Below are 12,498 nucleotides of genomic sequence, written 5' to 3' on the forward strand. Positions count from 1 at the left end.
CATCCGACTTCGACAGCGTCTTGACGCGCGACCGCCGAGCCCGGTAATAGCCGAGGAGCCTGTACCGGAAGTCCCGGTCAGCCCAACCGCACCCTGCCGCGAAGCTCGTGCACGGTCGAGACGCCGGTGAGCTGCATCGTGCGCACGGCCTCGGAGCGCATGATCTGCAGCATCCGGTCGACGCCGCGCTCGCCGCCGGCCATCAGGCCGTACAGGTAGGCGCGGCCGATCATGCAGGCGTCAGCGCCGAGCCCCACGGCGGCGAGGACGTCGGCGCCGGACAGGATGCCGGTGTCGAGGAAGATCTCGGCGTCGTCGCCGACGGCGGCCGCGACCTCGGGCAGCAGACGCAGCGGCGTGGGCGCGCGGTCGAGCTGGCGGCCGCCGTGGTTGGACACCACGAGAGCATCCGCCCCGGCATCCACCACGCGCCGTGCGTCGGCGACCGACTGGATGCCCTTGACGACGAGCGTTCCCTCCCACTGCTCCCTCAGCCAGGCGAGGTCCTCGAGTCTCAGGCTGGGGTCGAACATCTTGGCCACCAGCTCGGCGACGGTGCCGTCGAACGAGCGCAGGCTGGCGAACTCGATCGGATCGGTGGTGAGCACGTTGAACCACCACGCCGGATGCCACGCGATGTCCCACATGGTCTTCAGATTGAGCGTCGGCGGGATGGTGAGTCCGTTGCGGGCGTCCCGCAGCCGGTTGCCGGCGACAGGGGTGTCGACGGTGAGCACCAGAGTGCGGTAGCCCGCCCGCCGCGCGTCGTCGATCAGCTTCCTGGTGCCGTCGCGGTCCTTCCAGAGATAGAGCTGGAACCAGTTGTCGCCGTCGGGCACCGCCGTCATGAGCTCGCCGGGGGCGGTCGTGCCCATCGTGGAGAGCGTGTAGGGCACGCCGGCCCTGGCCGCGGCGGCGGCGACGGCGATCTCGCCCTCATGGTGCATCATCCGGGTGAAGCCGGTCGGCGCCATGATTAGCGGCATGGACGCCGGCCGGCCCAGGATCGTGGTCGAGGTGTCGATGGCGGCGACGTCATGCAGCACCCGCGGCTCGAACTCGACCTCGGCGAAGGCCCGCCGGGCCCGCGCCAGGCCTCGCTCGTCTTCGGCCGCGCCGTGCACGTAGTCGAACACCGAGCGCGGGGTGGTGCGCCGGGCGAGGCGGGCGAGATCCTTCACCGACAGCGCCTTCGCGAGCCGGCGGTCGGTCGCATTCCACACCGGGCGGCGGAACCCGAGCAGGGGAGCGATCGCACCCCAGGTCGGCACTCGGCGAGCGGCGCGCCGCCGGTCGGTCATCCCTTCGCCCGGCCGGTGCCGAGGTAGGCCTGGATGATGTCGTCGTCGGCGAGCAGCTGCTCGGAGGCCCCGGAGCGCACGATCCGGCCGTTCTGCAGGATGTGGCCCTCGTGAGCCGCCTGCAGCGCGCGACGGGCGTTCTGCTCGACCAGCAGCACGGTCGTGCCGCCGGCCAGCACCTCGTCGATGACGCCGAACACCTCGTTCACGATCTTCGGGGCGAGCCCCATGGACGGCTCGTCCATCAGGATCAGCTTCGGCCGTGCCAGCATCGCCCTGCCGATGGCCAGCATCTGCTGCTCACCCCCCGACAGCGATCCCGCGGGCAGCTTGCGACGTTCGCCCAGCACGGGAAAGCGCTGGTACATCTCATCAATTGCGCCCGAGGCGCCCCGTCCGTGGAAGCGCGCGCCCATCTGCAGGTTCTCGGCGATCGTCATGGTCGCCAGGACCTGCCGACCCTCCGGCACCTGCACGAGACCGCGGGGGACGAGGCGGTGGGACTTCATTCGGGTGATGTCCGTCCCGTCGAATGTGATCGTGCCCGCCGAAGGCCGCACGACCCCTGAGATGGCGTTGATGATGGAGGACTTGCCGGCGCCGTTCGCACCCACCAGGGTGACCAGCGATCCGGCCGCGACGTCGAACGAGACACCGCGCACCGCGTCGACGCGGCCGTACGAGACCTTCAGGTCCTTCACGCGCAGCAGCGGCTCAGCCATGGTGACCCTCCTTGCGGGGCTCCTCGCCCGGCGCGGTGTCCGGCCCACTCCCGGCGGCCTCCGTGTCGGCCGCACCGAGGTAGGCCTCGATGACACGCTCGTCGGCGGCGATCTCGCCGGGCGTGCCTTCGGCGAGCACCTCGCCGAAGTTCAGCACCACGATGTGGTCGCACGTGTCGAGCACCATGCCGACGTTGTGCTCGATGAAGATGATCGTCAGGCCGTCTGCGGCGAGCGAGCGGATCAGCGCCGACAGACCCTCCGCCTCGACATGGTTCATGCCGGCGGCGGGCTCATCGAGGATCAGCAGCGACGGGTCGGCCGCGAGAGCGCGGGCGATCTCGAGGCGGCGCTGGTCGCCGTAGGACAGCGACGTCGCGGTGTCGTTCGCCTTGTCGAGCAGACCCACCCTGCGCAGGCAGCGCGCGGCGTGCTCGAGCGCGAGTCGCTCGTCGCGCCGGGCCGACGGCAGCCACAGCAGCCGGCGCAGGAACGTCGGCCTGGCGACGAGGTGCGCGCCGATCAGCACGTTCTCGAGGGCGGTCAGCCGGTTGAACAGCTTGGAGTGCTGGAAGGTGCGGGTCACACCGGCGGCGGCGATCTTGTGCACCGGCGTGCGTCCGACCGGCACGCCGAGCACCGTGGCGGTGCCCGAGGACGGCGGGATCAGGCCGCTGATCATGTTCACCAGCGTCGTCTTGCCGGCGCCGTTCGGACCGATCAGGCCGACGACGTCACCGCTGCGCACGGTCAGGTCGACGCCGCGGACGGCATGGACGCCGCCGTACTCCTTCGACAGCCCCTTCAGCTCGGCGACGACCTCGCCCTTCGCGGGGTGCACGCGTCCGGCGACGACGGCACCGCCGTCGAGCGCGCTCACGTCGATGCGCTGCCGGCGCCGAGGGATGAGGCTCGCGATGCCGCCCGGCAGATAGAGGATCACCAGCAGCAGGAGCAGGCCGGAGAGGAACGGGCGGATCCAGCCGGCCTCGATGCCGACGGCACGCTGGAGCTCGGGCAGCAGGGTCTGGAACCCGCTGCCGAGGATGGGGCCGGCGAAGTTCGCCGTGCCGCCGACGACCGCGGTCACGAGGCCGTCGATGGCCTTCTCGAACGCGAAGTCCTCGGGGGCGATCAGTCGCAGGTAGTACGCCCACATCACGCCGTACAGCCCCGCCAGCACGCCGGCGGCGACGAACGCGCTGAGCCGGTGGCCGCCGACGTTGATGCCGATGGACCGGGCGGCGAGCTCGTCCTCGCGGATGGCCTCGAGGGCGCGCCCGTAGCGGGAGCGTCCCTGACGCCAGAACCAGTACGCGACGATGACCAGCACGATCCATGCGATCAGCGGCGTCATGATCTTCGGCACGGGCATGCCCTGCGCCCCGCCGGTCCACTCCGCGTTGAGGATGAAGATGCGGATGGCCTCGGCGAAGCCGAGCGTGGCGATCGCGAGGAACACTCCGCGCAGCCGCATCGTCGGCAGGCCGAGGATCACGGCGGCGACAGCGCCCACCAGCATCCCCACCACCATGGCGAACAGCAGTGTGGGCAGCGGGCCCCACTGTGTGGGAGCCGGGGTGATGGTCGCGGCGGTGAACGCGGCGATGCCCGCGAAGCCGGCCTGTGCGAGGCTGAGCTGTCCGGCGACGAGCACCGCGTAGAACGAGAACGCGAAGACGCCGTTGAGCGCGATGAAGACGAGTGTCGACTCGGTGAACAGCATCACACCTCCCGGATCCGGCGCTTGCCGAAGAGCCCCTGCGGGCGCAGCAGCAGGATGACGAACAGCAGCGCGAACGCGATGAGGTCGCGCCAGCTGGAGCCGATGTACTGGATGGCGAACACCTCGGCGATGCCGAGGATGAGGCCGCCGATGAGTGCTCCGGGCAGCGACCCCATCCCGCCGACGATGATCACCGCGAGACCCTTCAACTCGATCGCGCCGCCCATGCCCAGCTGCGCGCTGTTCACGTTCAGGGCGAACAGCACGCCGGCGACGGCGCCCAGTGCGGTCGAGATGGCGAACGTCATCGCCGTGACGCGATCGACGTTCACGCCCAGCACGCGTGCAGCGGTCGGGTTCTCCGCCACGGCGCGCATCGAGCGGCCGAGAGCGGTGCGGCCGACCAGCACCGTCAGCGCGATCATCAGCCCGAGCGAGACGCCCAGGATCACCAGCTGCAGCGTGCTCGCGGTCACCCCCGCGAAGGGGATGCTCTCATCCGGCACGGTGTCGGGCGGGAAGCGCCGTGTGTTCGGGCCGAAGACCGCCTGCAGGAGCGCGATGGTCATGCCGCCCATCGCGATCGACGAGATCAGTCCGGCGAAGTGCGCGTCCGGCCGGTCCTTCAACGGCCGGAAGGCGAGTCGCTCGATGAGCAGGCCCAGGACCGCACCGAAGGCGAACACGATCACCAGCACGAGGGCGATCGGTAGATCGAACGTATCGGTGAGCCAGATGCCGACGAACGCCGAGGCGGCGAACGCGGCCGGGTGGGCCAGGTTCAGACGATCCAGGATGCCGAACACCAGCGTGAAGCCGATGGCGAACAGCGCGTAGATCGATCCGAGGAACAGGCCGTTCAGCAGCTGCTGCATGGGGTTCCCTCTCGCGGAACGCGGATCACTTCAGGACAGTGAACGTGCCGTCCTCGACGATCTGCACCACGGCCGGGTGCTCGGCGTCGCGGTTCTCGTTGATGCTGATCGCGCCCAGCGGAGTGGCCAGGTCCTTCACCTGCGTCAGGCCGTCCTGGATGTCGGCGCGTTCGCCCGAGCAGTTCGCGCGGACGGCGTGGTCGATGATCTTCAGGCCGGTGTAGGCCTGCGCGGCGAACTGGTCGGGGGCCGAGCCGTGCTTCTCCTCGAAGGCCGCCATGAAGTCGGTGTTCTCGGGGCTGTCGGATGCGGAGTTCCACGCGGCGCCCACGATGACGCCCTCGGCGGCATCGCCGGCATCCGCCATCAGCTGGGGGTTGTTGAACCCGTTGCCTCCGATGATCGGCTGGTCGATGCCCAGCTCACGCGCTTGGGTGACCAGCGGGATCGCGGCCTCGATGAGCGCGGAGACGACGATCGCGTCGGCGTCCTTCTCCTTCGCGGCGGTGAGCAGGCTGCGGAAGTCGGTGTCCTTCACCGAGAAGGTGAGGGTGTCGGCGATCTCCACGCCCTCGTCCTTCAGTGCCGACTCCATGACCTGGAAGCCGGACTCGGTGAACGCGTCGTCGTTGCTGTACATCACGACGACCTTCTGCAGGTCGAGCTTCTCGGTGGCCGCCGCGATGGTCTGCGGGATCACCTGCGCCTCGGTCAGCGAGTCGCGGAAGATGAAGTCGCCCTGCTCGGTGATGCCCGTGGCCGTGTTCGAGATCGCGAGCACCGGCACACCGGCCTCCTGCGCGACGGGCTGCGCCTGGAAGGCCGTGTTCGAGAGGGTGGGGCCGATGATGGCGCTGGTGCCGTCGCCGACGAAGTTCTCGAAGACGCCGATGGCCTGACGCGGATCGGTGCCGTCGTCCTCGACCTTCAGCTCGTACTCGACACCCTCCGCCGCGTTGAGCTCCTCGAGGGCCAGTTCGAGACCCTTCTGCTGCGATTCGCCGTAGCTCGCGGCGCCCCCGGTGAGGCTGAGAGCCGCGCCGACCTGCACGGTGCCCTCGATCACGCAGGATTCGCCGCTGCCGGTGCCCTTCAGGCCCTCAGCGGAGCCGCCTCCGCCGCCCTCACCGCCGGCGCTGCAGCCGGCCAGGACGAGGGCGGATGCTGACAGGATGACTGCGGTGCGGACGACGTTGCGCATGAGTATCTCCGATGAACGAGTGATTCAGATTCGCCGGCGCGACGTCGACCGGGTGGAGCGTCATTGCCTGCAGGGCGCGGCAACCTCTTCGAAGCGCGCTGGCGATGGATCGATCATAGTGCGGCGGGTCCGGTGGCGGCGGCGCGATGCTCACCAGAGCACGGCGATGCCCGCATTCACGAGCGTCAGCACGCCGACGCCCCAGAACAGCACGGGCGGCACGCCACCGGCCTTCCGCTGACGGGCCTGTCCGATGCCGAGGAAGGCGCCGATGACGAGCAGCACGACGAGCTTCGTGCCGATCTTGGCGTAGTTCATCTCGGCGCCGTCGGGAAGGCCCCACGGCGCCGCCAGCGCCAGTCCGGCGACCGCGGCGATGGAGATGCCGACGTGCATGAGCCGGGTGATCTCGCGCGCACCGCCGAACGCCTGCACCGCCCACGATCCGAACAGGACCGCGAAGCCGATCAGGTGGATGAAAAGCACGATGTGGCGCAGGGTCTCCATGGACCTCAGGCTAGCCGAACCGGCGCCGCCCGGTGGTGCTCCCCGATCAGCCGCGCAGGTTCGCGATCACGCGGGCCGTCCGCAGCGCGGCATCCGCGGCCTCGGCGCCCTTGTCCTCCTTCGAGCCCTCCAGGCCCGCGCGGTCGATGCCCTGCTGCTCGTCGTCGAGGGTGAGCACGCCGAAACCGACCGGCTTGCCGGCATCCAGGGCGACGCGCGTGAGACCGTCGGTGGTCGCCGCGGACACGTACTCGAAGTGCGGCGTCCCGCCACGGATGATCACGCCCAGCGCGACGACCGCATCCGCGCCGCCCGCGAACGCCGCCTGCGCCGCGACGGCGAGCTCGAACGACCCGGGAACCCGCACGAGCGAGTGCGCGGCGCCCGCGGCATCGAGGGTGCGCTGCGCGCCGGCGATCAGCCCGTCGGTGATCGTGTCGTGCCAGGTGCCGGCGACGACGACGACCCGCAGGCCGCTGCCGTCGACCGGGGTCTGCGTCGTGGGTGCTCCTTCGCGGCTCATGCGCGGTCCTTTCCCTGTGCGAGCGCCTCGGCCAGCTCGGCTTCGCCGATGATGTGGCCCATGCGGTCGCGCTTGGTCTCGAGGTACTGGTGGTTGTTCGGCCCGACGCCGACGATCAGCGGCACCTGCTCGACGACATCGAGGCCGAGCTCGCGCAGCTTGTTCACCTTGTCGGTGTTGTTCGTGAGCAGGCGCACCTTCGACACACCGAGGTCGGCGAGGATGCCGGCCGCGGCGGCGTACTCCCTGGCATCCGCCGGCAGCCCGAGAGCGAGGTTCGCGTCGACGGTGTCGAGGCCGTCCTCCTGCAGGCTGTAGGCGCGCAGCTTGTTGATCAGGCCGATACCGCGGCCCTCATGGCCGCGCATGTAGATGACGATGCCACCCTCCTGCTCGATCGCGTCGAGCGCGGCATCCAGCTGCGGGCCGCATTCGCACTTCAGCGACCCGAACGCCTCGCCGGTGAGGCACTCGGAGTGCACGCGCACCAGCGCGGTGTCGCCGGGTTCGCCCGAGACGACGGCGATGTGATCGGTGCCGGTGACCCGGTCCTTGTAGGCGAGGAAGCGGAACATGCCGTGCTCGGTGGGCACGTTCGCGTCGGCGCGCAGGCTCACCCGACGGCGGCCGTGCGGCGGGCGGCCGGCCGCCCCGTCGAGCGGGTCGACCTCGTTGAGGTGGGCGATCAGCTGCTCGATCGTGATGACGGGCACACCGTCGCGCTCACCGAGCTCCAGCAGACCGGGCATCCGCATCATGCTGCCGTCCTCGGCGACGACCTCGGCGATGGCGCCGACCGGGTTCAAACCGGCCAGGCGCATCAGCTCGACCGCGGCCTCGGTGTGGCCGCTGCGCTCGCGCACCCCGCCGTCCACGGCACGCAGAGGCAGCACGTGGCCGGGCCGGATGATGCTCGTCGCGGTCGACTCCGGGTTCGCCAGCACGTTCAGGGTGTGGGCGCGATCGCCGGCGCTGATGCCGGTCGTCACGCCGCTGGCGGCATCCACGCTCACCGTGTACGCCGTGGAGCGGGCGTCCTCGTTGGCCTCCACCATGGGGGGCAGGTTCAGGTGGTCGGCGAGATCGGCGGGCATCGGCGCGCAGATGAAGCCCGACGACCAGCGCACCATCCACGCCACCGAGCTCGGTGTCGCCAGCTCTGCCGACAGGATGACGTCGCCTTCGTTCTCGCGGTCCTCGTCGTCGGCGACGATGATCGGCCGTCCCGCGCGCAGCGCGTCGAGGGCCTCGGCGATGGTGGCAAGGCTCATCGTGAGCCTCCTTCCGGAGCAGTGCGGAACGCGAGCAGGCGCTCGACGTGACGGGCGAGGATGTCGGTCTCGAGATTGACGGTGTCGCCGGGCGCGAGGTCGCCGAGGACGGTCGCCTCGAGCGTCTCGGGGATCAGCGAGACCTCGAACCAGGCGTCGGTCTCGTCCGGCTCGCTGACGGCGCTCACCGTGAGCGACGTGCCGGCGACGGTGATCGATCCCTTGTCGACGACGAGCGGTGCGAGATCGGCGGGCATGCTGATGCGCAGCACTCGCCACTGATCGCCGGGGCGCACGTCGATCACGGAGCCGGTGCCGTCGACGTGTCCCTGCACGATGTGACCGCCGAGCCTGGCGCCGGCGGGCATCGCCTTCTCGATGTTGACGCGGGAGCCGACCTGAAGGGCGCCCAGTGCCGACACGTCGAGCGTCTGCTTCATGACGTCGGCGTCGAACGACTCGGCGGTGGAGCCGACGACGGTCAAGCACACGCCGCTGACGGCGATCGACTCGCCGTGCACGGCGTCCATTGCGGCCTGCGGGGCCCGCACGGTCAGTCGCCAGCCGTCGCCGGAGGCGGTGATCGCGGCGATCTCGCCGATCTCCTCGATGATTCCGGTGAACATCAGTCTCCTTCCGTAGCCGCCGCGGGGCGGGCGATCACGAGCAGATCGTCGCCCAGCGGCATCCATTCGTCGACGGCGAGGCGGCGCGCCTCGGCGATGCCGCCCACGCCGATGTCGGTGAGGGCGAGGCGGGGTCCGCCGAGCAGCACAGGTGCGATGTACGCGAGCACGGTGTCGGCGAGACCGGCGGCGACGAACGCGCTGGCGAGCGTGGGGCCGCCCTCGACGAACACGCGTTGCACACCGCGCTCGCGCAGATCGTCGAGGACGACGGCGAGATCGCGGGTGTCGTAGAACAGCGCCTGGTGCGGATGCCGGCGCAGCGCGGCGCCGGGAGGGGTCGTTCGCGAGCCGATCACGACCGGTACCGGCTGGTGGGGCAGAAGCGCGTCGCCGTCGCGCGCGGTCAGCGACGGGTCATCGGCCAGCACGGTGCCGGTGCCGACGACGATGGCGTCGGATGCTGCGCGGCGCCGGTGCACGTCGGCGCGGGCGTCGGGACCGGTGATCCACTGGCTGGTGCCGTCGGATGCCGCGGCGCGGCCGTCGAGGCTCTGCGCCCATTTCACCGTGACGTGCGGCCGGCCGAGGCGCTGCACCTCGAGCCAGTCGGCGATGACCGTGCGGGCGGTGGCCGCCTGTTCGCCGGATTCGACGTCGACGCCCGCGGCCCGCAGGCGCTCAGCGCCGCCCCCGGACACGTCGCCGGGATCGTCGAGGGAGTGCACGACGCGTGCCACACCGGCGTCGATGAGCGCCTGGGAGCACGGGCCGGTGCGGCCGGTGTGGTTGCACGGCTCGAGGGTCACCACGGCGGTGGTGCCGTGCGCGGCGCCGGGAGCGAGCTTCGAGAGGGCGTCGACTTCGGCGTGCGGGGTCCCCGCGCCGCGGTGCCAGCCCTCGGCGAGGATCTCGCCGTCGGCGGAGAGGATGACGGCGCCGACCTGCGGGTTAAGGCCCCGGGGCCCGTTGCCGGCGAGCTCGAGAGCACGGGTCATCGCCCGGCGCTCCGCCTCGGTCACAGCCATCCGTCGTCCTTCATTCAGGCATCCGGGGTGGCCGAGGGCGCGCTCTCGCGTCTCGTGCTGCCTCTCATCCGGACTCGCGAGCGGCTGCTCGCATCACCGTCGGTTCCGGATTTCCACCGGATCGGCGCCTGATGTCAGGCGTTCGCGGACTGTCACCGCCGGTTCGGATTCTCACCGACCCCGGAGCACGTTGATGCTCTGAGTCTACTCAACGCGGGTCGATGCGTTTCATTCCCGGCCGCTGCGGACGGGAGACCTCGTCACTTCAGCAGCCGCGACAGGCGCCGGTCGGCGAGCGCTCTGCCGCCGGTCTGACAGGTGGGGCAGTACTCCAGGCTGCGATCGGCGAAGAAGACGCTGCGGATGGTGTCGCCGCAGACCGGGCAGGTCTCGCCGCGTCGCGCGTGCACCTGCATGCCGCGCCGCTTGGCATCTTTGAGGTCGGCGGGCGGCTTGCCGGACGCCGCGGCCACCGCCTCACGGAGCGTCGTCTGCATGGCCTCGTAGAGACGGTCGATCTCGGCGTCGTCGAGGTTCGCGGCAGGGGCGTAGGGGGACATCCGCGCGGCATGCAGGATTTCGTCGCTGTACGCGTTGCCGATCCCGGCGATGAGGGCCTGGTCGCGCAGCAGGCCCTTGATCTGCATCCGCCGGCCGGCGAGCAGCTCGGCGAAGACGTCGCGGGTGAACGACGCGTCGAGCGGATCGGGTCCGAGCCGGGCGATGCCGGGGACGGCCTGCGGATCGCGCACCACGGAGACGGCGAGGGACTTCTTGGTGCCCGCCTCGGTGAGATCGAACCCGCTGCCGTCGTCGAGGGCCACGCGCAGCGCGATCGGCGACTTGCCGGGTTTGATGAGCGTCTTCGGCAGTTCGTCGTACCAGCGCAGCCAGCCGGCCTTCGCGAGGTGGAAGATCAGATGCAGATCATCCCCGCAGGTCAGGTCGATGAACTTGCCGCGCCGGACGGCCCCGGTGATCTCCGCGCCCTGCAGCGCCGTCACCGGCGGGTCGAAGGTCTTCAGCGCCGCGATCGCGCTCACACTGACGCGCGTGATGGTGCGTCCCACCGCTCGTTCGGCGAGAAAGCCGACCAGTCCTTGAACCTCCGGCATCTCGGGCATGCAGACATCCTGGCACGCCCCGACGACGTCGGCGAGGGTCGCCGTCGCTTCTCAGGCGTCCAGCACCGGCCACGCGACGGGCGCGCGGTCATCGTCGGCGAGGAGGCCGGCGATCCAGCCGTCGTCGCGCCCGCGCGGGCTGCTCTCCGCCTGACGCAGCATCCCCTCGTAGCGGAACCCGAGCGAACGCGCCGTGCGAGCCGACGGCACATTGCCGACGACCGCGCGCCAGCCGATGCGCGCCAGGTGCAGCTCATCGAAGGCCCAGTCGACGACGGCCCGTGCGGCTTCGCGCATCAGGCCCTGCCCGCGGTGCTCGGCGACGCCCCAGAATCCGATCTCGGCCTCGCCGCCGTGCGGATGGGTCTTGATGCGGTGCAGACCGACCATCCCCGCCAGTGCCTCGTCCTTGCGGATCGCCCAGACGGTCTCGACGCCGTCGGCCCACCAGCCGGCGACCAGCCGCACGAAATCGGCCGCGTCGTCGCGCGAGTACGGACTCGGCACGGTCGTCCAGCGGGGGATCTCGGGATCCTGGCAGGCGGCCGTGATCGCATCGATGTCGGCGTCGGTCGGGATGCTGAGCACCAGTCGTTCGGTGCGCAGGGTGACGGGTCGCATCCCACCAGCGTAGGGCTCCGCCGTCCTCGATAGGATTTCGTCGACGGTCGTTCGCCGTGACCCGAGGAGGATGGCCGTGCCGGTGCAGCACTCATCGTCGAAGGGCGTCGCCGCGTCGCTGTTGGCATCCGTCCTCTTCGGCGGCATCTTCTTCCTCGCCGCCCAGCTGCAGTCCTCGGCGGAGGTCGTATACGCCTGGCGGGTGCTCGCGACGCTCGCGGTGTACGCGCTCGCCCTCTCGCATCCGGCCGCGCGCCGCTCGCTCGTCATGCTGTGGCGTCGCCTGCGGGCGCGGTGGTGGACGCCGCTGATCGCGCTGCTGCTCACGACGATCGTCGGTGTGCAGCTGTGGCTGTTCATGTGGGCGCCGATGAACGGACACGGCTTGGATGCCGGGCTCGGCTATCTGCTGCTGCCGATCAGTCTGGTGCTCTGCGGGCGGTTCCTGCTGCGCGCGCACGTCAGCGCGCTACAGTGGGGCGTCGTGGCGCTCGCCGCCGTCGCCGTCGCCCTCAAGCTCCTGGCGACGCCGCAGATGTCGTGGGTCACCTGGACCATCTGCATCCCGTACGCCGTCTACTTCGTGCTGCGTCAGCGCTTCGGCCTGGACGGGCCCATGGTGTTCGGCGTCGAGGTCGCGATCATGACGCCGCTCGCCGTGACACTGCTCGGCACGGCGGCGCCGGGACCGTTCCCCGCGGAGGAGCTCGCTGGGCTCGCCGCGGTCGGGCTCATCGGCGCGATCGCGATGGTGCTGTACCTGGGCGCCTCGACGCTGCTGTCGATGCCGGTGTTCGGTCTGCTCGGCTACGCCGAGCCGGTGATGCTGGTCCTCGTCGCGCTGCTGCTGGGGGAGCGGATGCGGGGCGCCGACGCCGTCGTATACGGCATCCTCGCCGTCGCGCTCGCGACCCTCGCGGTCGACGGGTTCCGAAGGTCGCGACCCGGTGTCCGTGCCCGCGACTAGACTCGT

General features: G+C 70.6%; 13 protein-coding genes and 1 riboswitch. Of the genes, 1 reads left to right on the forward strand and 12 read right to left on the reverse strand.

Going from position 1 to position 12,498, the window contains the following annotated elements; all coding sequences use genetic code 11:
* Positions 1–77: 77 nt before the first annotated feature.
* The 12 genes from ACFWH5_RS12940 to ACFWH5_RS12995 form a co-directional block, all read right to left on the reverse strand.
* The gene (locus tag ACFWH5_RS12940) at positions 78–1,301 is read right to left on the reverse strand and encodes an alpha-hydroxy acid oxidase (protein ID WP_378835159.1); all 1,224 of its coding nucleotides are present in this window, start codon (positions 1,299–1,301) and stop codon (positions 78–80) included.
* Positions 1,298–2,011, reverse strand: a complete 714-nt coding sequence (locus ACFWH5_RS12945; protein WP_378835785.1) for an ABC transporter ATP-binding protein — start codon at positions 2,009–2,011, stop codon at positions 1,298–1,300. The genes ACFWH5_RS12940 and ACFWH5_RS12945 overlap by 4 nt, the downstream gene beginning before the upstream one ends.
* Positions 2,012–2,015: 4 nt before the next feature.
* Entirely contained in the window at positions 2,016–3,749 is a 1,734-nt protein-coding gene (locus ACFWH5_RS12950; protein WP_378835160.1) for an ATP-binding cassette domain-containing protein, read from the reverse strand.
* On the reverse strand, positions 3,749–4,624 hold the full coding sequence (locus ACFWH5_RS12955) for a branched-chain amino acid ABC transporter permease (RefSeq protein ID WP_378835162.1): 876 nt from the start codon (positions 4,622–4,624) through the stop codon (positions 3,749–3,751). Before ACFWH5_RS12955 ends, ACFWH5_RS12950 begins: the two co-directional genes overlap by 1 nt.
* A 25-nt stretch (positions 4,625–4,649) precedes the next feature.
* Positions 4,650–5,825 carry an ABC transporter substrate-binding protein gene (locus tag ACFWH5_RS12960; protein WP_378835163.1) on the reverse strand — a complete coding sequence of 392 codons (1,176 nt, stop codon included), beginning with the start codon at positions 5,823–5,825 and terminating at the stop codon, positions 4,650–4,652.
* Positions 5,826–5,975: 150 nt separating this feature from the next.
* The gene (locus ACFWH5_RS12965; RefSeq protein ID WP_378835165.1) at positions 5,976–6,332 is read right to left on the reverse strand and encodes a Fe-S protein; all 357 of its coding nucleotides are present in this window, start codon (positions 6,330–6,332) and stop codon (positions 5,976–5,978) included.
* A gap of 46 nt (positions 6,333–6,378) precedes the next feature.
* The gene (gene ribH / locus ACFWH5_RS12970; protein ID WP_378835166.1) at positions 6,379–6,855 is read right to left on the reverse strand and encodes a 6,7-dimethyl-8-ribityllumazine synthase; all 477 of its coding nucleotides are present in this window, start codon (positions 6,853–6,855) and stop codon (positions 6,379–6,381) included.
* Positions 6,852–8,126, reverse strand: a complete 1,275-nt coding sequence (ribA, locus tag ACFWH5_RS12975) for a GTP cyclohydrolase II (protein ID WP_378835168.1) — start codon at positions 8,124–8,126, stop codon at positions 6,852–6,854. The genes ribH and ribA overlap by 4 nt, the downstream gene beginning before the upstream one ends.
* Positions 8,123–8,752: a riboflavin synthase gene (locus ACFWH5_RS12980; RefSeq protein ID WP_378835169.1), complete on the reverse strand. Its 630-nt coding sequence runs from the start codon at positions 8,750–8,752 to the stop codon at positions 8,123–8,125. Before ACFWH5_RS12980 ends, ribA begins: the two co-directional genes overlap by 4 nt.
* Positions 8,752–9,780: a bifunctional diaminohydroxyphosphoribosylaminopyrimidine deaminase/5-amino-6-(5-phosphoribosylamino)uracil reductase RibD gene (gene ribD / locus ACFWH5_RS12985; protein WP_378835171.1), complete on the reverse strand. Its 1,029-nt coding sequence runs from the start codon at positions 9,778–9,780 to the stop codon at positions 8,752–8,754. The genes ACFWH5_RS12980 and ribD overlap by 1 nt, the downstream gene beginning before the upstream one ends.
* A 51-nt stretch (positions 9,781–9,831) precedes the next feature.
* A riboswitch (FMN riboswitch) is annotated at positions 9,832–9,972 on the reverse strand.
* Between the two features lie 68 nt (positions 9,973–10,040).
* On the reverse strand, positions 10,041–10,904 hold the full coding sequence (locus ACFWH5_RS12990) for an Fpg/Nei family DNA glycosylase (protein WP_378835172.1): 864 nt from the start codon (positions 10,902–10,904) through the stop codon (positions 10,041–10,043).
* Between the two features lie 51 nt (positions 10,905–10,955).
* Positions 10,956–11,525: a GNAT family N-acetyltransferase gene (locus tag ACFWH5_RS12995; RefSeq protein WP_378835174.1), complete on the reverse strand. Its 570-nt coding sequence runs from the start codon at positions 11,523–11,525 to the stop codon at positions 10,956–10,958.
* 76 nt (positions 11,526–11,601) lie between these two features.
* On the opposite strand from ACFWH5_RS12995, the gene ACFWH5_RS13000 reads away from it, so the two are divergent.
* Positions 11,602–12,492: an EamA family transporter gene (locus ACFWH5_RS13000; protein ID WP_378835176.1), complete on the forward strand. Its 891-nt coding sequence runs from the start codon at positions 11,602–11,604 to the stop codon at positions 12,490–12,492.
* Positions 12,493–12,498: the final 6 nt, after the last annotated feature.

Source organism: Microbacterium sp. NPDC058345 (assembly GCF_042723855.1).
Taxonomy (GTDB): Bacteria; Actinomycetota; Actinomycetes; order Actinomycetales; family Microbacteriaceae; genus Microbacterium.